At 67.0% G+C, this 24,699-nt stretch carries 26 protein-coding genes and 1 tRNA gene; 15 read left to right on the forward strand and 12 right to left on the reverse strand.

Annotation, left to right across the window (positions count from 1 at the left end):
- Positions 1-52: 52 nt before the first annotated feature.
- On the forward strand, positions 53-1,411 hold the full coding sequence (locus AAFP35_RS18785; protein WP_419223242.1) for a dipeptidase: 1,359 nt from the start codon (positions 53-55) through the stop codon (positions 1,409-1,411).
- On the opposite strand, the gene AAFP35_RS18790 is transcribed toward AAFP35_RS18785, so the two are convergent.
- The 3 genes from AAFP35_RS18790 to AAFP35_RS18800 all read right to left on the reverse strand — a co-directional run bounded on the left by AAFP35_RS18790 (position 1,391) and on the right by AAFP35_RS18800 (position 5,557).
- Entirely contained in the window at positions 1,391-3,916 is a 2,526-nt protein-coding gene (locus tag AAFP35_RS18790; RefSeq protein WP_419223158.1) for a hypothetical protein, read from the reverse strand. The genes AAFP35_RS18785 and AAFP35_RS18790 overlap by 21 nt on opposite strands.
- 116 nt (positions 3,917-4,032) lie before the next feature.
- Positions 4,033-5,082: an acyl-CoA dehydrogenase family protein gene (locus AAFP35_RS18795; RefSeq protein WP_419223159.1), complete on the reverse strand. Its 1,050-nt coding sequence runs from the start codon at positions 5,080-5,082 to the stop codon at positions 4,033-4,035.
- A gap of 55 nt (positions 5,083-5,137) precedes the next feature.
- Positions 5,138-5,557, reverse strand: coding sequence for a DUF7144 family membrane protein (locus AAFP35_RS18800; protein WP_419223160.1), 420 nt, complete (start codon positions 5,555-5,557; stop codon positions 5,138-5,140).
- 198 nt (positions 5,558-5,755) lie between these two features.
- On the opposite strand from AAFP35_RS18800, the gene AAFP35_RS18805 reads away from it, so the two are divergent.
- Positions 5,756-5,829 (forward strand) — tRNA-Pro (locus tag AAFP35_RS18805).
- Positions 5,830-5,899: 70 nt separating this feature from the next.
- Here the strand turns inward: AAFP35_RS18805 and AAFP35_RS18810 are convergent.
- Complete coding sequence (locus AAFP35_RS18810) at positions 5,900-6,463, reverse strand: dihydrofolate reductase family protein (protein ID WP_419223161.1); 564 nt, start codon at positions 6,461-6,463, stop codon at positions 5,900-5,902.
- Between the two features lie 212 nt (positions 6,464-6,675).
- On the opposite strand from AAFP35_RS18810, the gene AAFP35_RS18815 reads away from it, so the two are divergent.
- The gene (locus AAFP35_RS18815) at positions 6,676-7,488 is read left to right on the forward strand and encodes a crotonase/enoyl-CoA hydratase family protein (RefSeq protein WP_419223162.1); all 813 of its coding nucleotides are present in this window, start codon (positions 6,676-6,678) and stop codon (positions 7,486-7,488) included.
- Positions 7,489-7,497: 9 nt separating this feature from the next.
- On the opposite strand, the gene AAFP35_RS18820 is transcribed toward AAFP35_RS18815, so the two are convergent.
- Positions 7,498-7,899, reverse strand: coding sequence for a DUF7144 family membrane protein (locus AAFP35_RS18820; RefSeq protein WP_419223163.1), 402 nt, complete (start codon positions 7,897-7,899; stop codon positions 7,498-7,500).
- A gap of 228 nt (positions 7,900-8,127) precedes the next feature.
- Here AAFP35_RS18820 and AAFP35_RS18825 point away from each other — a divergent pair, with 228 nt between their 5' ends.
- Positions 8,128-8,574: a nitroreductase family deazaflavin-dependent oxidoreductase gene (locus AAFP35_RS18825; protein ID WP_419223164.1), complete on the forward strand. Its 447-nt coding sequence runs from the start codon at positions 8,128-8,130 to the stop codon at positions 8,572-8,574.
- Position 8,575: 1 nt separating this feature from the next.
- On the opposite strand, the gene AAFP35_RS18830 is transcribed toward AAFP35_RS18825, so the two are convergent.
- The 3 genes from AAFP35_RS18830 to AAFP35_RS18840 all read right to left on the reverse strand — a co-directional run bounded on the left by AAFP35_RS18830 (position 8,576) and on the right by AAFP35_RS18840 (position 12,815).
- Positions 8,576-9,274 (reverse strand): haloacid dehalogenase type II, encoded by a 699-nt coding sequence (locus AAFP35_RS18830; protein ID WP_419223165.1) that lies wholly within the window; start codon positions 9,272-9,274, stop codon positions 8,576-8,578.
- Positions 9,275-9,293: 19 nt separating this feature from the next.
- The gene (locus tag AAFP35_RS18835; RefSeq protein WP_419223166.1) at positions 9,294-10,295 is read right to left on the reverse strand and encodes a metallophosphoesterase; all 1,002 of its coding nucleotides are present in this window, start codon (positions 10,293-10,295) and stop codon (positions 9,294-9,296) included.
- A 69-nt stretch (positions 10,296-10,364) separates the two neighbouring features.
- Complete coding sequence (locus tag AAFP35_RS18840) at positions 10,365-12,815, reverse strand: penicillin-binding protein (protein ID WP_419223167.1); 2,451 nt, start codon at positions 12,813-12,815, stop codon at positions 10,365-10,367.
- A gap of 346 nt (positions 12,816-13,161) precedes the next feature.
- Between AAFP35_RS18840 and AAFP35_RS18845 the strand changes: the two genes are divergently transcribed.
- Complete coding sequence (locus AAFP35_RS18845) at positions 13,162-13,476, forward strand: WhiB family transcriptional regulator (protein ID WP_419223168.1); 315 nt, start codon at positions 13,162-13,164, stop codon at positions 13,474-13,476.
- Positions 13,477-13,735: 259 nt separating this feature from the next.
- Here AAFP35_RS18845 and AAFP35_RS18850 read toward each other — a convergent pair whose 3' ends face one another.
- Together AAFP35_RS18850 and AAFP35_RS18855 are read right to left on the reverse strand one after the other, a co-directional pair.
- Positions 13,736-14,830, reverse strand: coding sequence for an ArsA family ATPase (locus AAFP35_RS18850; RefSeq protein WP_419223169.1), 1,095 nt, complete (start codon positions 14,828-14,830; stop codon positions 13,736-13,738).
- Positions 14,831-14,833: 3 nt separating this feature from the next.
- Positions 14,834-15,859 carry an ArsA-related P-loop ATPase gene (locus tag AAFP35_RS18855; protein WP_419223170.1) on the reverse strand — a complete coding sequence of 342 codons (1,026 nt, stop codon included), beginning with the start codon at positions 15,857-15,859 and terminating at the stop codon, positions 14,834-14,836.
- A 43-nt stretch (positions 15,860-15,902) separates the two neighbouring features.
- Between AAFP35_RS18855 and AAFP35_RS18860 the strand changes: the two genes are divergently transcribed.
- The 6 genes from AAFP35_RS18860 to AAFP35_RS18885 all read left to right on the forward strand — a co-directional run bounded on the left by AAFP35_RS18860 (position 15,903) and on the right by AAFP35_RS18885 (position 19,709).
- Positions 15,903-16,067, forward strand: a complete 165-nt coding sequence (locus tag AAFP35_RS18860; RefSeq protein WP_419223171.1) for a hypothetical protein — start codon at positions 15,903-15,905, stop codon at positions 16,065-16,067.
- 4 nt (positions 16,068-16,071) lie between these two features.
- On the forward strand, positions 16,072-16,545 hold the full coding sequence (locus AAFP35_RS18865) for a RidA family protein (protein WP_419223172.1): 474 nt from the start codon (positions 16,072-16,074) through the stop codon (positions 16,543-16,545).
- Between the two features lie 42 nt (positions 16,546-16,587).
- Positions 16,588-17,346, forward strand: coding sequence for a TSUP family transporter (locus AAFP35_RS18870; RefSeq protein WP_419223173.1), 759 nt, complete (start codon positions 16,588-16,590; stop codon positions 17,344-17,346).
- Between the two features lie 32 nt (positions 17,347-17,378).
- Positions 17,379-17,582 (forward strand): hypothetical protein, encoded by a 204-nt coding sequence (locus AAFP35_RS18875; RefSeq protein ID WP_419223249.1) that lies wholly within the window; start codon positions 17,379-17,381, stop codon positions 17,580-17,582.
- A gap of 96 nt (positions 17,583-17,678) precedes the next feature.
- A complete protein-coding gene (locus AAFP35_RS18880; protein WP_419223174.1) occupies positions 17,679-18,803 on the forward strand; it encodes an SPFH domain-containing protein in 1,125 nt (374 codons plus the stop codon).
- Positions 18,804-18,890: 87 nt separating this feature from the next.
- Positions 18,891-19,709 (forward strand): MBL fold metallo-hydrolase, encoded by an 819-nt coding sequence (locus AAFP35_RS18885; protein WP_419223243.1) that lies wholly within the window; start codon positions 18,891-18,893, stop codon positions 19,707-19,709.
- Between the two features lie 61 nt (positions 19,710-19,770).
- Here the strand turns inward: AAFP35_RS18885 and AAFP35_RS18890 are convergent, their stop codons facing one another.
- Positions 19,771-20,445: a Crp/Fnr family transcriptional regulator gene (locus tag AAFP35_RS18890; RefSeq protein ID WP_006330855.1), complete on the reverse strand. Its 675-nt coding sequence runs from the start codon at positions 20,443-20,445 to the stop codon at positions 19,771-19,773.
- 223 nt (positions 20,446-20,668) lie between these two features.
- Positions 20,669-20,941 (reverse strand): hypothetical protein, encoded by a 273-nt coding sequence (locus AAFP35_RS18895; RefSeq protein WP_419223175.1) that lies wholly within the window; start codon positions 20,939-20,941, stop codon positions 20,669-20,671.
- 160 nt (positions 20,942-21,101) lie between these two features.
- On the opposite strand from AAFP35_RS18895, the gene nth reads away from it, so the two are divergent.
- Genes nth through AAFP35_RS18915 form a run of 4 tightly spaced genes read left to right on the forward strand, consistent with a single transcriptional unit; the run spans position 21,102 to position 24,698 of the window.
- Positions 21,102-21,899: an endonuclease III gene (gene nth / locus AAFP35_RS18900; protein ID WP_419223176.1), complete on the forward strand. Its 798-nt coding sequence runs from the start codon at positions 21,102-21,104 to the stop codon at positions 21,897-21,899.
- Positions 21,896-22,648 (forward strand): redoxin family protein, encoded by a 753-nt coding sequence (locus AAFP35_RS18905; protein ID WP_419223177.1) that lies wholly within the window; start codon positions 21,896-21,898, stop codon positions 22,646-22,648. Before nth ends, AAFP35_RS18905 begins: the two co-directional genes overlap by 4 nt.
- On the forward strand, positions 22,645-23,502 hold the full coding sequence (locus AAFP35_RS18910; protein ID WP_419223178.1) for an NUDIX hydrolase: 858 nt from the start codon (positions 22,645-22,647) through the stop codon (positions 23,500-23,502). Before AAFP35_RS18905 ends, AAFP35_RS18910 begins: the two co-directional genes overlap by 4 nt.
- A complete protein-coding gene (locus AAFP35_RS18915) occupies positions 23,499-24,698 on the forward strand; it encodes a MarP family serine protease (protein WP_419223179.1) in 1,200 nt (399 codons plus the stop codon). The genes AAFP35_RS18910 and AAFP35_RS18915 overlap by 4 nt, the downstream gene beginning before the upstream one ends.
- Position 24,699: the final 1 nt, after the last annotated feature.

The raw sequence follows: 24,699 nt of genomic DNA on the forward strand, positions 1-24,699 counted from the left end.
GACCGGCGGGCATGACAGTCTGGACGTGTCAACCGAAACCCAGGGATGGACGATGACCGACGAAGAATTGCGCGAGCGAATCCGGGCGTTGATGCCGCAGGCACAAGCAGATCTCACCGAGATGGTGTCGTTCCGTTCGGTGCACGATCCGGCCCAGGCGCCGCCAGAAGAATGCGACAAGATGGTCGACTGGGTCCGAGAGGCCTTCGAAGCGGTCGGATTCGCGGACGTCGACGCACACGAGACCGCCGACGGCAGCAAGGCGGTGACCGGCCACCTCGACGGTCCCGACGATGCGCCGACGGTGCTGCTCTACTTCCATCACGACGTCCAACCACCGCTCGGTGACGACGAATGGGATTCGCCGGTGTGGTCGCTGACCGAACGCAACGGACGCTGGTACGGGCGTGGTGCCGCGGACTGCAAGGGCAACATCGCCGCGCACCTGACGGCATTGCGGTCCCTGGGCGGCGACATCCCGCTGAACATCAAGATCATCGGCGAGGGCTCCGAAGAACAGGGCACGGGGGGCCTCGAGGACTTCGTGCCGAAGAACCCGGACCTGATGCGGGCCGATGCCATCCTGGTGTGCGACTCGGGCAACTTCGCGGTCGGACGGCCCAGCCTGACGACGAGCCTGCGCGGCATCGCCAACATCGTGGTCACCGTCGAGACCCTGTCCTCGGCGATGCATTCGGGCATGTTCGGTGGTGCCGCGCCCGACGCGCTGGCCGCGCTCATCGCCATGCTCGCATCACTGCGAGATGCCGACGGCAACACCACGATCACCGGGCTGGACGCGACCGCCACCTGGCCGGGAGTCGACTATCCGGCCGACGCGTTTCGTCGGGATGCCAACGTGCTCGACGGCGTCGACCTCCTCGGCTCCGGACGGGTGTCGGACATGGTGTGGGCGCGCCCGGCCGCGACCGTGCTCGGCATCGACTGCCCGCCGGTGGTGGGATCGTCGGCTGCCATCGCGCCGAAAGCGCGGGCGCGCATCAACCTTCGCGTACCCCCGGGCATGGACGCGGGCCACGCGCAAGACGCACTCATCGACCACCTGACTGCGGTCGCACCATGGAATGTGCGGGTGTCGTTCGAGCGCGAGGCCGATGGTTCGCCGTTCGTGGGGTCCACCTCGGGAGCCGGCTACGACACCATGGTCGATGCCATGCAGCGCGCTTACGGGACCGACGTGTTGCAGATGGGGCAGGGCGGGTCGATCCCGTTGTGCAACGTCTTCGCCGACGTGTTTCCGGACGCGGAGATCATGCTGCTCGGTGTCGAGGAGCCGCGGTGCCTGATCCACGCGCCCAACGAAAGCGTCGATCCGAGCGAGATCGAGAACATGGCGATCGTGGAGGCGTTGTTCCTGCGGGAGTACGCATCACGTCTCGCGGCGCGTTGAGTGGTTCGCGGAGTCGTCGGTGAGTACGCCCATCCAATGCGCCCAGGAGTCGATCGACGTGTACGCCGAGTGCTGTTCGGTCTTGTCGATCGGGTAGTCGCCGGGCGTCGGATCGGTGAGCCACACCTCGTTGGTGCGTCCCGACGCCGATGAGACGATGAAAAAGCGGGACTGCCCCTGCCACCTGTCGATCGGCGGTCCGGTGGGGAGGCCGGCCGTTTCGGTCACGACGGCGGGACCTGTGCGGCTGTGGATTCCGTCGGGGTCCGGGCGGCTCCACACGGCGTCGCCGATGTAGTCGGTGAATCGCACCAGGTTCAGCCACCGCTCGTCGAGCTTCTCGAGAAGCCTGCGATGAGTCACGTTGTCGAGGGCGGTGGGGAAGGCTCGCCCGTACGCCCAACCGAGTTGCGAGCCATAGGTCATCAGGCTCAGTCGCTGCGCGTACCGCTCGTCGATGGCGATGACCCGGTTCGCCACCGCATACATCAACAGTGAACCCTGGGAATGCCCGCACAGGACGAGCGGGCGTGGCGGGTCGTCGGCGGAGAGTGCGGTGACGGTGTACTGGGTCAGATCGCGAATCGCTCTGGGTGCGTAGGCGGGAGGGACGAGTGGATGCGCCTCGCGCGGCCAGAACGATGCGAGGTCCCACAACACACCGAGGTTTCGTCCGGTGCTCTTGGGCTTACGGATGCCGTTGTAGATGGCCCGCAGCAACGCCGACGCAATCGCCAGCAGCACCACCAGGCCGAGCGTCTGAAACCATTGTCCGACTCGGCTGTTCACCGCGTTGTCGATGTAGTCTGCGCCTGGCCAGCGGTGCACGATCCAGAAGGCGAGTGCCCCGAGGACGACTGCCGAGCCGGTCACCTGAGCAAGCAGCCCCGGCAGGAAACACTTGAGGCCGGCCAGATACCACGTGAGCCGCAGCCGCCGTGACGGTGGATCGACGTCGGGCACACCCGAAGTCCGGATCGTCGGCGCGGGCGGGTGCGGGGGTGACAGATGCGCGGCGCGCTGCAACTCGGCCGCCCATCGCCGCCGCGGTCTGCTTGCACGCACGTTCCACAGCCCGGTGGCCGCGACGCAGACAACGGTCGCAACCGTCGCGGTACCCCACATCCAGGTCGTCGCCGCATACGTATCGGGCAGCCGGACACCGGTTTCGGACAATGCGGAGGTCAGGAACAGCTGCTGGATCTGCTGCATGACGATGCTCACCAGGCCGGTCGCGGCCGGTTCGTCGGGGGAGGAAACCGGGCTCATCACCAGGCCGATCACCAAGCGGGTCAGTGCAACCCCTGCGCCTGCACCGAGCAGTGTGCCGAGAATGGCGACGACGGGCCCGTGCATGCCGCCCAACCACGGGCCCGGATCGTCGGTCGCGAGGCGGTGTCGGGCGCGCGTGGCCTGGATCGCCATCACGGCGACCACCAGCAGGACCACGGCGATGATCGCCGACGCCGTGAGGAACAAGGACAGGAGCATCAGCTCATCGTCGGGTCCGACCGGCGCCGACAGCCGGTCGGGCAACGCGATACAGGTCGCCAGGACCAGGACGACGAGCGCCGCTGCCGGCCAGACGAGTGACAACCGATCTCCGGACCCGATCCACAGTCGCCGCAGAACGTCGGATTCCTTGCTCGGGCGGGAGCGTGACCGGCGCGGATCGTCGCACAACGCGGCCGCCAGGCCGGACAGGATGATCAGGCCCACGGTCAATGACAGGAGGATCGGATGCTCGTCGAAGGACATCGGCCCTCCGCCGAGCATCATGGCCGCGGGGACGAGCGCCCCGATCATCGCGTGTGGCGTCAGGAGGCCGGGAGCTCGTGCCGCACGCGGGTGCACGAAGCCGTCCGACGCGACCCCGGGCGCAGCCTCGGCGGTCACCCTGTAGGCAGGCTCGCGATCCCGTGCGTCCTTGTCGTTGTCGCAGGTGAGACTGATCACCGCCCCCAGCAGCAGGACGGCGCACAGGGCCAGCAGGATCCACACTGCCCGCCACCCGTCGTCGGTGGTGGCGATCCAGTCCCAGCAGCGGTATTTCGCATCATTGTCGCCGGCCAGCTGCCGGCACTGGGTGCCCAGCACGTCGATGGCGATGAAGGAGAGCTGGGCCACCAGGATGGCGGTGAGGGTCAAACCGAGCAGACGTAACGCGCAGCGTGCCGCCCACGTCCACCAGCGGCCGGCCGAGGGGAGCATCCACGCCGCCACGTTGATCAGTGCGAACGGCGTCATCAACGCCCAGAGCGCCTGCAGCGCAAGACCAGACGTCATCGCGCCCCATCGATACCCGACCCGGGTCACACCGTCGTCGCGGATTCCGTCGGGTGTCGTGCCGAACATCCCGCGCCCCTGCAGGCCCCATCTCGTCGCACGCGGGTCCGGACGGATTTCGGACGCATCGACATCGAGGAGTCGCTCCACGTCGGTGCCGCTCACCCCGTGGGTCAGCAGTTCGAATCGTCCGGGCGGACGGTCGGCCGACGTGGACATCGGTGGCTCCTGTGCAGTGCCGGCAGATGTTCTGACGATAGACCCCGCAAGCGGGCCCGGTACACCATCTGCTGCACCGGGTCTGTCGAACGGTGGACGCCGCGCCGCGAGAGCTGTCAGCCGATGCTGAAGCGTTCCACCAGAAGATCTTTCAATTCCGGACGACTGGCGGCCACCAGGGTGAACGCCGCCTCTCGGGACAGACGTTCGGGGTGGTTCCCGCGGAGCAGTCCGGCCCCGCCGGCGGCAGCGATTGTGGTGGCAGCTGCATCGGTGGCGAGTTGTGCCGCGTCGGCGCGCGCGGCGACGAGAGCTCGGGTGTCGGTCAGCGCGTTGTCGAGGCGGGTCCGGATCTCACCGCCCCGTTCACGCAGGGCGCGCGCCGCGGCGGCGTGACCGCCGGTGTCGAGCAGTGCCGCGCAGCGGCGTACCAGCCCCAGCGGCAGTGTCCCGTTGATCCGGATGCCGATGTTCTGGGAGGCGAAGAAGTCGTCGAGCGGAGTTCGGCTCACCACGGACTCGTCGGAGACGGTGAGGCCGTCCACGACCAACGTGACCGTGCTCGTCGCGTCTGCGACACCGAGATGTTGAGGTGTCGCGGTGATCGCCGACGGTGCTGGATCGAGCGGCAGGACCGCGGCGATCACGTCGTCGGTGACCACATCGCGGGCCGAGATCTGCAGCAGGTCGACGAGGCCCCACCCGCTCACGAACGGGGCCCGGCCGTCCAGGCGCCAGCCGCCGTCGATCCGCGTGGCCCGCATGCGCGGTGGGGTGGGGACGACGCCTGCGTAGGCGACTCCGGCGCGCAGCCGTCCCGTCGTCGTGGACTCCAACAGTTCGGTACGCAGCGCCTCATTGAGTGAACCGGCGAGTGAGATCACCACCCCGTGATGCTGCAGCCAGGTGAACGCGGTGGGCAGACAGCCGCTCGCCATGACCTCCTGGATCTCGATCACCTGGCTGAAATCCAGTCCGGGACCGTCGGATTCGGCGGGGGCCGCGATGCCGAACAGACCGGCGTCGGCAATCTGCTCCCAGTGCGACCGGGGGATCAGTCCACTGCGATCCACCTCGGCAGCACCGGGGAACAGAACGTCGTCGGCGATCCGGTAGGCGTCCTCGACGAGACGGATACGGCGGGATTCGGCGTCGTCGATCGTCACCTCGCCCAGCCTACGGAGTCCTGAATGCGTATCGAGTCGAGAAGGCGTGCCGGGCTCAGAAGTCGGTGGCGCCCGGCTTCCAGGTCGCGACCGCCCAGATGACGACCAGATCGAGCGCGATGATCAGGATCGCCCACAGTGGGTAGTAGGGCAGCCACAGGAACTGCGCGATGATCGACAGCGAGGCAATGATGATCGCCGAGATCCTCGCCCATTCGGAGCCGACGGCGAGACCGCCGGCGACGATGATGGCGAGGATGCCGATGATCAGGTGAATCCAGCCCCACGTGGTGAGATTGAATTCGTAGACATACTGCGGACCGGCGATGTAGAGATCGTCCTTGGCCAGCGCGGAGATTCCCTGGAACACGGCAACGAGCCCGGCCACGAACAGGAGGGCGGCTGCGACGATGGAGAAGCCGAAGGCGAATCCCTGCTTGGCACTCGGGTCGGTCTGCCTGTCAGGCGTGGTCATGGATGGTCCTTTCGGTTTCCGATATCGATCGGGACGATCGTGCAAGTAAATCGTAAGTTCCGTACCCCGAAGAATGGACGAAAACGAGCGAGCTGCACATAACAGTTGTGGCGCGGCCCGGATCGGCCGGATCGCGAGGGATGACCAGGCGATTTAGTTCTGCGGCCGCGGTGGGGGTAAGCTATCGCAGGCTACACACGGGGTGTGGCGCAGCTTGGTAGCGCGCTTCGTTCGGGACGAAGAGGTCGTGGGTTCGAATCCCGCCACCCCGACGCTTTGGTTGAGAAGCAGTAGAGGCCCCTGACCGTCACGGTCGGGGGCCTCCTCGTTTTCTGCCTCGGATCAGGCGCGACGGTAGTGCAACAGCACCGCACGCGAATCGAAGGTCCGGGTCTCCACGAGTTCGAGGTCGAACCGATCCGGGACGCCCGCGAAGAGCCGTTTGCCACCCCCGAGCACCACGGGATGCACCACCACATCGTGCTCGTCGACGAGCCCGTGCTCGGTGAGCACACCCGCGATCTCGGCGCCGCCCATCAGCACGAGATCCTTTCCGGGTTCGGACTTGAGCGCGGTCACCTCGTCGACCAGATGCTCGCCGTCGATCACCCGGGCTCCGTGGCCGGGATCGGTAAGGGTCCGCGAGAAGACGACCTTGGGGGTGCTGCGCCAGACCGGCGCGAAACGCAGATCGTGCGGGTCGTCGGAGATGGATTCCACGTCCGGCCAGTAGCCGGCCATCATCTCCCACACCCGTCGGCCGTACAGGAAGGTGTCGACTCGCTCGACCAGTTCGAAGGAGTGGGCGGACAACTCCGGTCCCATCGCGGGCCAGTCGAACTCTCCGTTGGGTCCTTCGATCATGCCGTCCAGCGAAATGTGGACGGAGTGGATGAGCTTGCGCATGAATGCCTCCTGCTACGGGTCCGTGCTTGTCGGGGTTGCTGGTGAAGACCTCGCGAGACGGGCAAAGTAATCGCCGGCGGCCGAACGCGTGTTCACCGGGTGGTGAACTGCGGTAGACACGGAATGGACGGTACACACCGTCGGGGATCGTCGTCGTTCACCGCGGGTCGGTGCAGGCGATCCGTCACACACCATGCGGCACCGAGGAATTGATGACCAGATCTGCGATAACCGAACGCACCGAGGGCCCGGTCCGGGTCATCGGGATAGACCGTCGCGAACGGCGCAACGCGGTCGACCGACCCACGGCGGATGCCCTCGCCGATGCGTTCCGACGCTTCGACGCCGACGACACCGTCTCGGTGGCCGTGCTGCACGGCGAAGGTGGAACCTTCTGCGCCGGTGCCGACCTCAGGGCGATCGCCGACGGGGAGCCGAACCGTATCGACGACGACGGCGACGGGCCGATGGGGCCCTCGCGGATGAGGCTGTCCAAACCGGTGATCGCCGCGGTGTCCGGGCATGCGGTCGCAGGTGGGCTCGAACTCGCGCTGTGGGCCGATCTGCGTGTCGTCGACGACGATGCGGTGTTCGGGGTGTTCTGCCGTCGCTGGGGTGTCCCGTTGATCGACGGCGGCACAGTGCGGCTGCCGCGCCTCATCGGGGAGAGCCGCGCGATGGATCTGATCCTCACCGGCCGTGCGGTCGACGCATCCGAGGCACTGGCGATCGGTCTGGCCAACCGGGTCGTCCCGGCGGGGACTTCGTTGAGTGCTGCGATCCGGCTGGCCACCGAGATCGCCGGATTCCCGCAGGTGTGTATGCGCAATGACCGGATGTCGGTGCGCGAGCAGGACGGACTGGGCGAGGCCGAGGCGATGGCCAACGAGTTCCGGCACGGTCGTGCGTCCCTGATCGCCGAGTCCGTCGTCGGCGCACAGCGTTTCGCCGGTGGCGCGGGGCGGCACGGGTCGTTCGGGGACCGCGGCCACTCCGACGTCACCGGCGAAACGTCTGAGCCGTGAGAGCCTGTGTCAGGCGGCTTTCCATGTCGCGACGGCCCAGATGATGACCAGGTCGATCGCGATGACGAGGATCGACCACCACGGGTAGTACGGAATCCACAGGAAATTCAGGATGATCGACAACGATGCGATGATGATCGCGGCGACGCGGGCCCACGTGGCCGTGGTGAACATGCCGAAGGCGACGATGATCGCGAGGATTCCGACGACGATGTGGATCCAGCCCCACGTCGTGAGGTCCAACTTGTAGACGTACTCCGCGCCGACGACGAAGAGCTTGTCGTCGGCGACTGCCGAGATCCCCTGCAGGACCCCGATGATGCCACCGACGAGCAGCAAGACCGCGGCGGCGATGGTGGTGACGCCGGCGAACCCTTGCTGGACGGGGTGGTCGTTTCGCTGTGTGGTCATGCGATCCCTCCTTCTCACGGGCATCGGACATGATGCCGCCGTCTATCCGAATGGTGTCTGCCGCGGCGTGGGGTCACATCCCCCGGAATGGGTGATTGGCGTCGGTCGGGGTCTCACCTGCGGTCGGCGGGCGTCGATGAAGTGTGGTGGCCGACCCGCCACGTGCGGTTATGTTGTTGGTGTCGGATCGTCGGAGGAGTCGTCGGAGAAGATGCGGAGCCCGTCACGATGAGTGTCGCCGCTGCGATGTTGCGGACCCGCTGGCTGGTGCGTGCTCCGATCTGGCTGTTCCGCGCCCGACTCGGCTTCCTGTTCGGCGGTCGCCTGCTGCTGCTCGAACACGTCGGTCGCACGTCGGGCGAACCGCGGTACGTGGTGCTGGAGACGGTGGAACGGCCGGACGCCGCCCGGGTGATCGTCGCATCCGGATTCGGTGAGCGGGCCCAGTGGTTCCGCAATCTGCAGGCCGAGCCCGCGTGCCATGTGTCCATCGGGTTCGGGCATCGCATGGCGGCGACCGCGAGCAGGCTCGGCGAGGACGAGACCGCTGTGGTGCTGAGCCGGTATCGCGTGGCGCATCCGCGCGCCTACGCGGAACTGTCCGGGGTTATCGAGGAGTCGACGGGCCTGCCGATCGATGCCGTCCCGATGATGCAGTTGCGCCTCGACGGCTGACTCAGCAGCCGAGCCGATCGGCGAGGTCGTGCAGATCGCGAGCGTGGACGTCGTTGGCCGGAGAACCGGAGTCGTCTTTCGGATCGCCGCCCCATTCCATCGGACGTTCGATGAATGCCGTGCGCAGACCGAAGCCGCGCGCCGCGTCGAGGTCGTGCTGGTGGGTGGCGACCATCATCACGCGGCTCGGTTCGACCTCGAGCAGATCGGCCAGGCCGCAATAGGTTTCGCGTGCAGGCTTGTAATGGCGCCACAGATCCGAGCCGCCGATCACATCCCAGTCGAATCCGTTGTGTCTGGCCATGTCGGTGAGCAGCGCGACCGTGCCGTTGCTGAGTGCGCACACCACGTACCGAACCCTGAGGCGGCGCAATCCGGCGGCCGCATCGGGCCAGGCGGGAATGGTCCGCCAGGACCGCACCAGACGCCGAGCCTGATCGTCGGTGAGCGAGAACCCGAAAGCGGTGGCGACGTCGTGCAGGGTCTCGGTCTGCAGGTCGTCGAGACGCCGCCACGGCAACTCGCCCGACTCCACCCGAGCCATGATGGGGGCGTACCGTCGGCGCCAGTCATGCGTGAACGCACCCGCATCGACGGCGGGAACCTCCAGGCCCACCGCATCCGAGATGCCGGTGAACCAGTCGGTGATGGTGCCGAACGTGTCGAAGGCCAGCACACGGACGTCGTCGTACCCGGGCACGGTGACGATGTCGGCTCGGTCAAGAGCGTTCGGTGGCCAGCTGCGGGAGCGAGTGCTCCTCGTCGAACTCGGCGTCGCCGTTGGACACCGGGGTGAGGGTGAGCAGGCTGGCCTCCGGGCGGCAGCAGAACCTCGCGGGCGCATACGGCGACGTGCCCAACCCTGCGCTGACGTGCAGCTTCATCGTGGAACCCCAGCTGGACACACCCTTGACCCGCGACCGGTCGATCTCACAGTTCGTGACCAGTGCACCGATACCGGGCAAGCACAGCTGACCGCCGTGCGTGTGCCCCGCCAGCACGAGGTCGTAGCCGTCCTCGGCGAAGCGGTCGAGTACGCGCGGCTCGGGAGAATGCGTCAGCCCCAGGCGCAGATGGGCGAGCGGATTGGGCCGACCCGCAACGGTGTCGTAGCGGTCGCGCTCGATGTGCGGGTCGTCGACTCCGGCCGCGACGACCCGGACGCCACCGACCTCGAGTTCGCGCACCGTGTGGGTGGCGTCGAGCCACCCGCGCTCGGTGAACGCCGCGCGCAGATCCTGCCACGGCAGCGGGTCGCCGAAGGTGCGCCGGTGGTCGGTCTTGAAGTACTGGAACGGATTCTTCGGTCGGGGACCGAAGTAGTCATTGGAACCGAAGACGAACAGACCCGGCCGCGACAGCAGCCCGCCCAGCGACTGGATGACCGACGGGACCGCTTGAGGGTGCGCCAGATTGTCGCCGGTGTTGATCACCAGGTCCGGTTCCAGTGCCTCCAGCTCCGACACCCACGCCTGCTTGAGCCGCTGATGCGGTGTCATGTGCAGGTCGCTGATGTGCAGCACACGTAGCGGTGCGGCTCCTGGCTCCAACACCGCCAGGGTGTCGTGGCGCAGAGTGAAGGCGTTGCGTTCGATCACCGTCGAATAGAACAGTCCTGCGGCCGCCAGACCGGCGAGACCACCGAGCGTGCGTGCGGTCGCAGCGGAAGACAACCCTCCCTGGACGACCCGGCGGTGCAGTGCAGTGTCGACGTGAACCATTCACCCAGGATACGCAGTCACGGGTGCGTGACGCCCAGGGGTTTTCTCACAGTGGGCGTCACGCGAGGGTCAGCCGGGTAGCGGGATCACCACCGGGCCCACGCCGGGTACCTGCACGGTGGTCTCCGTTGGTCCGCCGCCGCTCTGGTCTTCGGAGCGTCGGCCGTTGCTCACATAGATGGTGATCACACTGCCCGGCATCGCCGAATCCGACGGGGCGGTGAACACGACGGTGCCCTGCGGGCGACTGCTGTCGACGTCGAGCTGGTTGACCTTGAACCCGGCCGCCTGCAACCGAGACGTCGCGGCACTCGCGGGCAGCCCACTGACCTTCGGGATCCGACCTCGGTCGCTTCCCGACATGTAGGACGGGTCGGTCGGCGGTAGTTTCACCGGCCCGAATTTGGTGGCCACCGGTTTGATCGCCTGATACCAGGTGCGGGCCGGTTCCATGCCGCCGTAGAGATTGCCGTCGTAGCACTGGCGTAGCGGGCTGCTGCAGATGCCGGTCGGGGTCGGCCCGTCATTGTAGACATAGGCCGAGCCGGCGATCTGGTTGGTGAATCCGAGGAACGCCGAGGACCGGTGCGCCTCGGTGGTGCCCGTCTTACCCGAGACCGGGAGCGTCCACCCCTGCGAACCGGCGGCGCCCGCAGACGTGCCGCCGCCCTTGTCGTCCTGGCTCATCCCGTTGGCCAGAGTGTTAGCCAGGCCCTCCTCGACGACCTGCTCGCACTTGGGCGCATTGAACGGCACCGCGGTCAGTGCCGGCTGCCCGTTCTGGTCCATCACGGGGTTGCCGTACTGGTCACGCTTGATGCGGCTGATCGAGGCGATGGGATTCGGCGGGCACCACGTGCCGCCGGACGCCAGTGTGGCCGCGACGTTGGACAGTTCCAGGCCGTTGACGGGCAGCGGGCCGAGCGTGAACGAACCGAAGTTTCCGTCCTTCACGAACTGCGCCATGCTCTTGTCGCCATACCCCGACGACCCGGGAACCGTGTAGGAACGCAGCCCCAACCGCACGGCCATGTCGACGGCGGGCTTGACGCCGACCTGCTGCAGCAGCTTCACGAACGCCGTGTTCGGCGACTGCGCGAGTGCCTGGGTGACCGACATGGACGCCGGATATTTGCCGTCGTTCTTGACGCAGTACGAGTTGGCGGGACAGCCGAAGGTACCGCCGCTGTTACCCATGCCCTCGACGGCCACGAAGCCCGGCACCGGGATGCTCGACCCCAGGCCGAGCCCCTTTTCCATCGCCGCAGCGGTGGTGAAGATCTTGAAGACCGATCCCGCGCCGTCGCCGACCATGGAGAACGGCTGCGGCTGCACAGTGTGGTTGGCCTTCTGATCGAGCCCGTAGTCGCGGCTCGAGGCCATCGCGAGGACGTCGTGGGACTTCTTGCCGGGCTTGATGGCGCTCATCACGTCGGCGATTCCGTCGGCGTCCGAATCGGCCTGGGCGTGGACGGCGCGGGTCGTCGAATCCTGCACCTCGGGATCGAGGGTGGTCCGGATCAGATATCCACCGCGCAGCACCGAGTCGCGAGACATGCCGTTCTCGGCGAGGAACTGCAGTGCATAGTCGCAGAAGAACCCGTTGTTGCCGGCTGCGATGCAGCCCTGGGTGGGTGTGCGCGGCTCCGGGAGCACACCCAGCGGGGCGGCCTTGGCGGCCACCAGTTCGGCCCGACGATCCGGGAAGTTGTCGATCATCGTGTCCAGCACGGTGTTACGCCGCTTGGTGGCGTTCTCGGGGTTGGCGTAGGGATTCAGCGCCGAACTCGATTGCACCATGCCGGCGAGCAGGGCAGCCTGCTCGACCTTCAGGTCCTTCGCGGGTATGCCGAAATAGGTCTGGGCGGCCGCCTCGATCCCGTACGCGTTGTTGCCGAACGGGACGACGTTGAGGTACCGGGTGACGATCTGTTTCTTGGCCTCCTGCTTGGCCTGTGCATCGCTGAGGCCCTTGTCGCGCTTGGCCTGATCGATCAACGACTGTTCCATCGTGAGCGCCATCCGCACCTCGCGGAGCTTGCGCGCCGGGGTGGTCTCGATGGCGGCCTGACGATCGGCCTCGGTCCGGGCGAGCACCAGCAGTTGGTAGTTCTTGATGTACTGCTGGTCGAGTGTCGATGCGCCCTGCTGCACCTCACCCGACGACGAGTTCTTCAGCGCCGCGCGGATCGTGCCCTTCCAGTCGACGCCGTCGTGCTCGAGGAACCGACGGTCCTCGATGGAGATGATCGCTCGGATCATGTCCGGGGAGATGTCGTTGTAGCCCACCTGGTAGCGGTACTGGTCGAACAGCTGCGCGATCGGCTTACCGCTGGCGTCGGTCATGGTGGTGACCTCGGGCAACGTTCCGTTCAGCAGCTCCGACGACACGTTCTCGACGGCCGCGGCGGCACGGTTGGACACCACGCCCAGTCCACTGGCGACGGGGTAGAGCAGACCTGCGACGAGCACACCGGCCAGCAGGCAGGCGCCGGCGAGTGGCCACAACTTCTTGGACATCGGCACACGCACAGAGTACGTGTGCGCGACGCAACATCGCCCGACCGTGACGTCGGGAGGGTTGCATTCACGTATCAAACGCCGTGACCTGCGTTAACACGGCGTGTTTGCACGGTGGTGCCATTTTCTTCGCCGCAGGGGTTGCGCGCGCATACACAGATCCTTAAATTGAGTGCAGAATGTGACTCACCTAACAGTCTGTACGCGATGTGAATCACACTTGACCGACAGATGACGAGTTGAGGTCGTGAACACGTCAAAGGCGAGCGCATTCACCGTCAGAAGCGTCGGGAGCGCGGAACACCGTGCGGCTCGGCGGGACACAACGACAGACAGGGGTCGGCGGATGGCGATGGCGGCAGTTTCCTCCGGAGAAGAAGCTCGGTTGGCGTGGGTGTCACAAGCTCGGTGCCGGGGAGGGAACCCCGACGACCTGTTCGTTCGCGGAGCGGCCCAGCGCAAGGCCGCGACGATCTGCCGGCACTGCCCGGTACAACTCGAATGCGGTGCCGATGCCCTCGACAACAGGGTGGAGTTCGGGGTGTGGGGCGGTATGACCGAGCGTCAGCGCAGGGCTCTGCTGCGCCAGCATCCCGAGGTCACCTCGTGGGCACAGTTCTTCGATGCGCAACGTCGCAGGCAGCGTGCCGACGCGGTGTGAGCCTTCGCGGGTGAACAGCGATACATGACGACGGTGGCCGACCCGAAGTGGGTCGGCCACCGTCGTGCTCAGGGGTCCAGGGTGATCTCCGTCGATCTCGATACGCTGCCTCGGCCAGGGCCTCGGTGGCTACTCGATCGGAGCGGGTGGCGTCGAGCGGTCGCCCGGCCACCGTGTGTTGATCTCGATACGCTGCCTCGCTGCGCTCGGCGGCTACTCGATCGGCAGAGGCGGCGGACCGGATCGGCGAGCGTGGCGGTCAGCCGCGGCTCGTGATCTGCTCGGCCACCGCCCGCAGCGCGACCGCGTCGGCCACCTCGAACGGCAACGACGGCACCCCGACGATGGGAACCGCAGGGTGTGCGGCGGTGAAGCGTTGCAGCAGGTGCAGTTCCCGCTTGCCGGTGGCCGCCCGATCGGCGTGGACTTCCAGGACGCCACGCGTCAGCTCGTCCTCGACCGTCTCGAGCGCCGCACGCGCGGATGACTCCGAGATGCTCGTCAGATTGGGATGGGTGCGGTTGAGGATCAGGCCGGACAGCGGCATCGATTCCTCGGACAGGCGATCGACGAAGAACGCGGCCTCCCGCAAGGCATCCGGCTCGGCGGCCGCCACCACGGTGAACTGGGTACCGGGCTGCTTGAGCAGTTCGTAGGTCTTGAGCGCGCGGTCCTGGAAGCCGCCGAACATCGAGTCCAACGACTGGACGAAGGTGGCGACGTCGCGCAGCATGTCGCCGCCGATGATCGTCGAGACCCCGCGCATCGCCAGACTCATCGCTCCGGTGACCACGCGCCCGACACCGCGGCCACCGCCCACGAGCACCTTCATCAGCCGACCGGACAGGAACGACCCGAGTCGCTGCGGGGCGTCGAGGAAGTCCAACGCATTCCGGGACGGCGGGGTGTCCACCACGATCAGGTCCCAGTGGTCGCGCTCGAGCAGCTTGCCGAGCTTCTCCATCGCCATGTACTCCTGCGTGCCGGAGAACGACGACGCCATCGTCTGATAGAAGGAGTTCTCCATGATGGCGGCGGCCCGCTCGGGTGTGGAGTACTCCAGGACCATCTCGTCGAAGGTCCGACGCATGTCGAGCATCATGGCGTCCAGCGAGCCCGATCCGTCGATCTCGACCGGTTGCGGATCGTTGGTCAGTTCCGACATGCCCAGGGACTGGGCGAGCCGGCGGGCCGGGTCGATCGTCAGCACCGCGACGGTGCGGCCGTGCTCGGCGGCGTACATCGCCATCGCCGCGGCCGTCGTGGTCTTGCCGACGCCGCCTGCGCCGCAGCAGATCACCACGCGCGTGGCCGGGTCGGTCAGTACCGAGCCCATCTTGAGGTCCAGCGGCATCGCTCAGGCACCTGCCTTCTGCAAGAGGTTGGCCAGTTCGTAGACGCCGCCGAGGTCGATGCCTTCGCCGAGCGTCGGGAGTTCGAGTGTGGGCAGCTCGACGTCGTCGAGCTGGGCCTTGGCGACCTGCTGGGCCTGCAGGCGTGACGCATGTTCGATGGTCTCGGTGAGCAGGCCCGCCAGGTCGTCCTGGGACACCTTCAACCCGGCTGCGGCCAGATTCTCCATCACGCGGGGTGCGTCGATCACGCCCTCGGCGATGTCGTCGATCGAGCCGACGGGCAGGTGGGTGGGGCTGACCCGGTTGATCATCAGCGTGCCGATGGTCAGGTTCTTGGCGCGCAGTTCGTCGATCGCCTCGACGGTCTCCTGGATGGGCATCGCCTCGAGCAGGGTGACCAGGTGGACGACGGTGTCCTCGGAGTGCAGCAGCTTCACCACGCCGTCGCTCTGGTTGCGGATCGGGCCGGTCTTGGCCAGATCGGCCATCGCCTGAGTGACGTCGAGGAAATTGCCGATGCGTCCGGTCGGCGGGGCGTCGACGACGACGGCGTCGTAGACCCGGTTGCCCTGCTTGTCGGTGTGGATGATGCGTTCCTTGATCTTCCCGGTGATCAGGACATCGCGCAGACCCGGCGCCACGGTGGTGACGAAGTCGATCGCGCCGATCCGCTTCATCGCCCGGCCCGCGAACCCGAGGTTGTAGAACATGTCGAGGTATTCCAGGAGCGCGTGCTCGATGTCGAGCGCGAGCGCCGAGACCTCGCCGCCACCGGACGAGGTGGCGATCCGGGTATCTGTCGGGGGCAGTGGCGGGATGTCGAAGATCTGCGCAATGCCTTGGCGGCCTTCGCATTCCACCAGCAGGACCTTCTTGCCCTCGGCAGCCAACGCCAGTGCCAGGGCGGCGGCGACGGTGGTCTTGCCGGTCCCGCCCTTGCCGGAAACGAAGTGTAGGCGTGCCCGTCCGGCGGCGTCGGGCCATTCGTTGGTGTGCCCGGTGTCGTCGGGCGGTGTCTCGTTCACCACGGCATCACCTTATCGACAACGATCCAACCGTTAGTCTGAGTCCATGACTGAAGTGACCGCGTGGGAGTACGTGACCGTGCCGCTGTTGACCCATGCCACCAAGCAGATCCTCGATCAGTGGGGCGCCGACGGATGGGAGCTGGTCAGTGTTCTGGCTGGTCCGACCGGTGAACAGCATGTCGCATATCTGAAGCGTCCGAAGGTCTGAGCTGATGGCGGGCACATGGTCGGCGCGGCTGACCGAACTCGGTATCCAGCTACCTCCGGTGGTGGCCCCGGTCGCCAGCTACGTCCCGGCGGTGCGTACCGGCAACCTGGTCTACACGGCGGGGCAGCTGCCCATCGTCGACGGAACTCTCGATGTCGCAGGCAAGGTGCACGAGGGCGCCGAGGGCGTGGTGGATCCGGAACAGGCCTACGAGGCGGCCCGCAAATGCGGGCTCAATGCGCTCGCCGCCGTGGACGCCCTCGTCGGCATCGACTCGGTGGTGCGGATCGTCAAGGTCGTCGGATTCGTGGCCTCCGCACACGGGTTCACCGGACAGCCAGGGGTGATCAACGGCGCGTCTGACCTCCTCGACGAGCTCTTCGGCGAGGCAGGCAGGCATGCGCGCTCCGCGGTCGGCGTCGCCGAGCTGCCGATGGGTGCAGCGGTCGAGGTCGAGCTCATCGTCGAAGTCGTCTGACTCGGTGAGCGATCCGGCGCACCGCCTCCCCGCGGTTCGCTGATGGACATCGCCGTCTTGATCGCCGCTGCGGCGGCGGCCGGCTGGGTCGACGCCGTGGTGGGTGGCGGCGGACTGGTGATGATCCCGGCGCTGATGATCGTCTTCCCGTCGATGGCGCCCGCGACCGCGCTGGGTACCAACAAACTCGCCGCGGTCTGCGGCACCGCATCGGCGGCATTCGCGTTCGTGCGGCGCCTGCGGCTCGACGTGCGTCGGCTGGCGCCGGTGTTCGTCTGCGCGGTGGTGTTCTCGGGGCTGGGTGCGTACACCGCCAGTCGTCTGCCCGCCGAGATCTTCACGCCGATCGTGCTGTGCCTGCTCGTCGGAGTCGGGTTGTTCGTCGCGCTCAACCCCGGGTTCGGTTCGGGTGCAGCGGTGTCCCGACCCCGATGGTCGGTGCTGCTCGGGCTGGGTCTGGCCGGCGTGGTGATCGCGTTCTACGACGGTGTGATGGGTCCCGGCACCGGGACCTTTCTGATCATCAGTCTGACCGCGCTCGTCGGCACCGGTTTCCTGGAGAGTTCGGCGATGGCCAAGGTCATCAACACCGGCACCAACCTCGGCGCGTTGGCCGTGTTCGCGTGGCAGGGGAACATCCTCTGGTTGCTGGGTCTCGGCCTGGCGGTGGCGAACGTCGCAGGCGCCCAGCTCGGAGCGCACATGGCCATCGGACGCGGCAGTCGGTTCGTCCGGTGGGTGTTGCTGGCCGTGGTGGTGGTGATGGTCGGCAAACTGGGGTACGACATGGTGACCGACTGACCGCGAGCTCGCGGGTGACGAGAGGGACGCGCGTGATCGGGACGACCGGGGTGGTCACCCTCGCGATCGGCGGTGGCGAGTCGATGGGCGAGGTCGAGCTGAGCCTGGCCGGTGGCAGTGAGCGGTTCCTCGCCGTCGCCACCGAGCCGATCGCGATCGACGAGACGGTGCTGGTGGTGGGGGTGCGGCCGGGCCGGGTCGTCGACGTCGAACGCTGGGTGGCGATGCCGCGCTGAGCTTGTCGTTCGGCCGGGTGACACGGGTCGACGACCACGTAGCATGTGGCCTCGACAGTCGAGTCGTATCGACACGAGGCGATCTGAGGAGAACCCATGCTCGGTTACAACGTCCCCGAACCCGATGAAGCCATGTTGATCTCGGGAAAGAAGGCCGCCGAGGGCGGTGCCCCGTTCGTCGTCGTCGTGGGCCACGGCAAATGGGTCATGCCGTTCTTCCGCAAGGTGCGATTCCTGTCGATGGCGATGCACGAGGCGTCGATTCGTGAGGTCTGCGTGACCACGCAGGGCATCCAACTCGACGTCCGAGCGGTGATCGCGCACAAGGTCGGTGGCGATCAGGGGTCGATCGTGAACGCAGGGCAGCGTTTCATCTCCGAACAGGAGACCGAGATGAATCAGCTGACCGGACAGATCTTCTCGGGTCATCTCCGGTCGATCGTCGGTTCGATGACCGTCGAGGAGATCATCCGCGAACGCGACACCCTGGCACGGCAGGTGCTCGAGGCCTCCAAACGGGAGATGGGGTCGATCGGTCTGGTCGTGGACTCGTTCCAGATCCAGTCCATCGACGACATGGACTCGGGCTACATCAACGCTCTGGCCGCACCCAACATCGCCAAGGTGCAGCGGGAGGCCGCGGTGGAAAAGGCCCGCGCCGACCAGGAATCGGCAAAGGCGCAGCAGGAGTCGCTGCGCAACCAGGCCGACTACGAGCGGGAGACCGCGATCAAGCGGGCCGAGATCAAGGGCGAGACCGACAAGGCGAACGCCGAGGCGTCGCAGGCGGGGCCGCTCGCCGAGGCCCGGGTGAACCAGGAGATCACCCGAGAGCAGTCGTTGTTGGCGCAGGCGCAGGCCGAATTGCGTGAACAGCAGCTGATCTCGGAGGTGGTCAAGCCCGCCGAGGCCGAGGCGAGGCGCACCCAGATCATCGCCGAGGCGGACGCACGTGCGGTGGAGATCCAGTCCGAGGCGGCGGCGAAGAACAACCGGATCGCACTCGACCAGCAGATCATCGAGCAGCTGCCTGCCCTCGTCGGTGAGATCGCCAAGGGACTCGGGTCGTCGAACCTCACCGTCTTCAATGGTGCCGAGGGGGTCAACGAGCTGATGACCGGTGTCGTGACACAGGGTGCGTCCCTGCTCAAGAGTCTGCAGTCGGAGTTCGCACCCAAGGTGGTCGAGGACGTCGTCGACGGCGTGGACCGCTCGGCCTGATCGGTGTTCGCACACCGGTGACCGCAACCATCGGTCGTCGGCAGGCGGTGGGTAGGGTCGGATCCCATGACCGACAATGGTTCTGCCATGGACAGTCCGGTGGCCGCCCCCACCCACCCCGCCTACGGCATGGTCCGTGAGGTCACGCCGTTCGCGTCGGTGCTGTTGTGCGACAACCCGGGTGTGATGGAGCTCGACGGCACCAACACGTGGATTCTGCGTGCGCCGGACAGCGAGCAATGCGTGATCGTCGACCCGGGCCCGCCCAAGCACAAGAAACACGCCAGGTTGCTCGCCGACACCGACGTGGCGCTGGTCCTGATCACCCACCGCCATTTCGACCACACGGGCGGCATCAACCGGTTGCACAAGCGCACCGGGGCTCCGGTGCGCGCCCGCGATCGCGCGTACTCACGCGACGCACGGCCGCTCCACGATCGTGAGGTCATCGAGGTCGCCGGACTGCGGATCACGGTGTTGTTCACGCCCGGCCACACCGGTGACTCGGTCAGTTTCCTCGTCGAACACGACGGAGCACGCGCGATCCTGACCGGCGACACGATCCTCGGGAGCGGGACCACGGTGCTCGACCCGAGCGACGGCAGTCTCAACGACTACATGAACTCGCTCAACCGGCTCATCGTCGAGGGCGACGACTGCGCGCTGCTGCCGGCGCACGGGCCCGACCATCCCGAGCTCATCCCGGTCGCGCGCTACTACAAGTCACATCGGGAGGAACGGATCGACCAGATCCGGGCGGCGCTCGACGACATGGGGGTTTCGGCGCACAAGGCGAAACCGATGAAGGTGGTTCGACGCGTCTACTCCGACGTCGACAAGAAGCTCTGGCCTGCCGCCCGGATGTCGGTCAAGGCGCAGCTCGAATACCTACGACACAACAGCTGACCCCCCGGGTTCGCGGCGCTCGCGCCACGCGCCCGAGGGGTCAGCGTCACGTAGGGACGACTCAGCGAGCGCGGCGTGCGAGCCGCTCGGAATCGGCGATGAGGACGCTCTTGCCCTCGAGTCGCAGCCACCCGCGCTGCGCGAAGTCGGCGAGCGCCTTGTTGACGGTCTCGCGTGAGGCGCCGACGAGCTGCGCGATCTCTTCCTGGGTGAGGTCGTGCGTGACGCGCAGTGCGCCACCCTCCTGGGTGCCGAAGCGCTGTGCGAGCTGCAGGAGCTGCTTGGCCACACGGCCGGGCACGTCGGTGAAGATGAGGTCCGCGAGGTTGTTGTTGGTGCGACGCAGACGACGCGCGAGCACGCGCAGCAACTGCTCGGCGATCTCGGGACGGTCCTTGATCCAGGCACGCAGGGCGTCGCGATCCATCGACACCGCGCGGACCTCGGTGACCGTCGTCGCCGACGACGTCCGCGGACCGGGGTCGAAGATCGAGAGCTCACCGAACATGTCCGACGGGCCCATGATCGTCAGGAGGTTCTCCCGACCGTCGGGAGAACGCCGTCCGACCTTCACCTTGCCCGACAGGATGATGTAGAGCCGGTCACCGGGTTCGCCCTCGTGGAAGATGACGTGCCCGCGAGGGAAATCGACCGGTTGAAGCTGCTTGGTCAGAGCCGCGACGGCCGAGGGCTCGACGCCCTGGAATATGCCCGCCCGCGCCAGTACGTCTTCCACCTAGGAACCTTTCTCGTCCAAACCACACTCGCGTGACAACTACTGCCGCCGTCCGCACTCACACCGGCTCATCTGCACAGGTTCACCCGCGCTGCGGTGCCATCGACAGCAGTGTTGCCCTGTGCAACGCTACTCTCGCGTCAAGCATAAGTGTTGAATGGGTCACTGACCGCACCAATGGCGGCGAGTCGCCGATGGTCGGTGCATGATGATCGGTCCCTGCTCAGCTGGCACGCTGCGGCGAGGTCGACAACATCGAGGAGTCGTCGGCGACGGTCGGGTCGCTCTTGTCGCGTCGATTGCGGAACTCGTCGAGCGCTGCCGGAAAACCCTGTTTGGCCAGGGTGTCGACATGGCTGGCATCAGCGGATTCCAAGAATTCCTCGACGTGATCACGGGAGACGGCGAGGCGGTCGATCCGGGCCTGAACCTTCTCCATCGCGAGAGCGAAAAGCATCAGGACAGCCGGGAACAGCAACGCGGCAAGACCTTGCATGAGGAACAGTAAACACAATCCGCGGGACCCGTCGCCAACCGGAGGGCCCCCCTTCACCGACTTGTTACCAAGCCGTTCGACGGTCGCGAGTTGACCTCGGGCATGCGGTCTCCGCGACACCGGCGGCACTTCCCGACGACATCTGGCTAACCTGAATCAGGTGAGCGCACGTAAGTCCACGGAGATCCAGCCTCCCGCGTCGAGGGCCCGTTCTCGTCGTGACCGGGCCGGCGAGACCCACCTCGGTCTGGTCCGTCGCGCCCGACGGATGAACCGTTCGCTGCAGGTGGCATTCCCGCATGTGTACTGCGAGTTGGACTTCACCACACCGCTCGAGCTGTCGGTGGCGACGATCCTGTCCGCGCAGTGCACCGACGTGCGCGTCAACCAGGTGACCCCGGCATTGTTCGCGAAGTACCCGACCGCCGCTTCCTACGCGGGGGCCAACCGAGTCGAGCTCGAGGAGATGATCCGTTCGACGGGCTTCTACCGGAACAAGGCGACCTCGATCATCGGCCTCGGACAGGCGCTGGTGGAGCGGTTCGACGGTGAGGTACCCCACACACTGAAGGAACTCGTGACATTGCCCGGATTCGGGCGCAAGACGGCCAATGTGGTGCTCGGCAACGCTTTCGGTGTGCCTGGCATCACGGTCGACACGCATTTCTCACGTCTTGTCCAACGCTGGAAGTGGACCGACGAGACGGACCCGGTGAAGATCGAGCACGCGGTCGGCGAACTCATCGAACGCAAGGAATGGACCGACCTGTCGCATCGCGTGATCTTCCACGGTCGCCGTGTCTGTCACGCCCGTAAGCCGGCGTGCGGTGTCTGCGTCCTGGCCAAGGACTGCCCGTCGGTGGGCACCGGGCCGATGGACAAGGCGGAGGCGGCGAAGTTGGTGAAGGGGCCCGAGACCGACCATCTCCTGGAATTGGCAGGACTCCCGACGAAGTGAATCCCACCCCGACCAGTGCCGGCTCCAGTCCACCCGACGCCGGCTCCGACCCCCCGCAGCCGCCGCACCGTCGGCACAGCAGATTTCCGGCCACCGCCCGCTGGACGCTCGTCTTCATCGTCGTGATCATCGCGATGGTGGTGGCGATCTGGCCGCGCGGCGACGACCCGGCCCCCAGCGGCGCCGATGACGGTGTCACCGCGACCGGTCCACGGGCCACCGATGCGCAGGTCGACGATGCCCAGTTGGCCAAGGCCCGTCAGGAAGCGGATCTGCCTGCGTGCCCGACGACCGGTGCGCCCGTGTCCCCGCAGTCGGCGTTGGCGGGGATCACCGTCCCGTGTCTCTCCGATGGCAGCGCTTACGACATCGGTGCCGCCACTGCCGGTAAGCCCCTGGTGATCAACATGTGGGCAGTCTGGTGTCTGCCCTGTCGGCATGAACTGCCGGAGATGGCCGCGTACGCCGAGCGGGCCGGTGACAAGCTCGACGTGGTGGCCGTGCACGCTCAGGAGGGCGCCCGGAATCCGTACCTGGTGCTGCAGTTCCTCATCGAGAACGGAGTTCGTTTGCCGGTGGTCCTCGACACCGATGCGAAAGTCGCAGGTGCGCTCGGCGCGCCGCGCGTCTTCCCGTCGACGATTCTGGTCCGCGCCGACGGCACCGTCGCCAAGGTGCTCCCGCAGATCTTCGACGACCCGGACGAGGTCGCCGCGGCCGTTCAGCAGTATCTGGGGGTCGCGACATGACCGACGAGGGCCGTGACGACCTGCCTGCGGTGACCCCGGGACCGCTGGTTCCCACCGCACACATCCCGCCGTGGATGCGCACCCTGACCGACGACGTCGAGGCCGTGCGTGAAGCCGTGCTCAACAGGGGCGGGGACCGTACCCGATGGGCGTCGATGCTGGGCAGGCGCAAGCGCGACGCAGCCGTGCTGGTGTTGATCGCGGGCAGTTGGGATGCGGCGCTCGATCATCCCGGCGGGTTGCCCGCCGACGCGGACATCCTGCTGACCGAACGCGCACCCACATTGCGTCAGCACAGCGGCCAGGTGGCCTTTCCGGGTGGCGCGATGGATCCCGGCGACGAGTATCCGGTCGGCACCGCCCTGCGTGAGGCGACCGAGGAAACCGGTCTCGAGGTCGAGGGCGTCGACGTGCTCGCGAATCTGCCGTCGTTCCCGGTGCCGGTGTCGGGTTTCGACGTCACGCCGGTCCTCGCGCATTGGCGCCGACCGGGAGCCGTACGGGTGGTCGACACCGGTGAGACCGCGCGTGTGGCGCGGGTGTCGCTGCGTACCCTGTTCGACCCGGCCAACCGATTCCAGGTCCAGCGAAACGTGCTGGGGGCGAACGCCTACCGCGGGCCCGCCTTCATGGTCGACGGTCTGTTCGTCTGGGGCTTCACCGCCGGCATCATCGCCGCGATGGGCGAGGCCGCCGGGTGGGAGATCGACTGGGACAAGGCGGACGTCCGGCCGCTGGAAGAAGCCATCGAGGCCGCGGGCAGCAATCAGCAGATCGGTGTCGCGTCGGTGCTCCCCGAGGCCATCCGCGCACCGATCGAGGAGCGTGACCGGCGTCAGGATCATCGTCGGTGAGCGGGTCCGCCTGGGTGGATCTGATCGTCGTGGTCGTCGCGGTGCTGGCCGCCGCGAGCGGCTTCCGGCAGGGTGCGGTGGCCTCCGCGCTGGCGTTCCTCGGCGTCATCCTCGGTGCCGTCGCCGGAATCCTGCTCGCACCGCACCTCATCTCGAACTTCGACGACCGCACGGCGCGGTTGCTGATCGGTGTGGTGCTGCTGGTCGGTCTGATCGTCGTCGGCGAGGTCTCGGGCATGATCCTGGGACGTGCCGCGCGCAGCGGTATCCGGTCGGCCGGGGTGCGACGGGTGGACAGCGTCATTGGGTCGGCGCTGCAGGTGATCGCGGTCCTGTCGGCCGCGTGGCTGCTCGCGATCCCGCTGAGCAGCGCCACCGAGACTCAGGTCGCGTCCGCGGTCCGCGGCTCGGCGGTGCTCGGCGGCGTCGACAAGGTGGCGCCGCAGTGGCTACGCGACCTGCCCAAGGATTTCAGTGCGCTGCTCGACAACTCGGGGCTTCCGGAGGTGATCGGCCCGTTCGGTCGCACTCCGATCACCGACGTCGGGCCGCCGGACACCGCGGTGCTGCAACTGCCGGTGGTGCAACAGGTCGAGTCGAGCGTGATGAAGATCGAGGGCACCGCACCGAGTTGTCGGCAGGCGCTCGAGGGCAGCGGGTTCGTCGTGTCGCCGGAACGGGTCATGACCAATGCCCACGTGGTGGCCGGCACCCGTCAGCTCGTGGTGTCCTCGCCCGACGGTCAGAGCCTCACCGCACGGGTCGTGCTGTTCGACCCGTCCAACGACATCGCTGTCCTGGACGTGCCCGGATTGGACGCCCCGGCACTGAGATTCGCCGACGGACAGGCCGACACCGGACAGGACGCGGTGGTGCTCGGATACCCCGAGGCCGGACCGTTCTCGGCGACCGCGGTTCGTGTTCGTGAGGTGATCAACCTGTCGGGCCAGGACATCTACCGGACCGGACAGATCCTGCGGCAGGTGTACACCGTCCGGGGTTCGATCCGGCAGGGCAACTCCGGCGGTCCGATGATCAACGCCGACGGCGAGGTGCTCGGTGTGGTCTTCGGTGCCGCCGAGGACACGACCGACCAGACCGGATTCGTGTTGACCGCCAAGCAGGTTCAACCGAATCTGGCCGACTCGGAAGGTCGGTCCTCGCGGGTCAGCACCGAGGCGTGCGTACACGCCTGAT

Source organism: Gordonia sp. CPCC 206044, from assembly GCF_048537895.1.
GTDB lineage: Bacteria > Actinomycetota > Actinomycetes > Mycobacteriales > Mycobacteriaceae > Gordonia.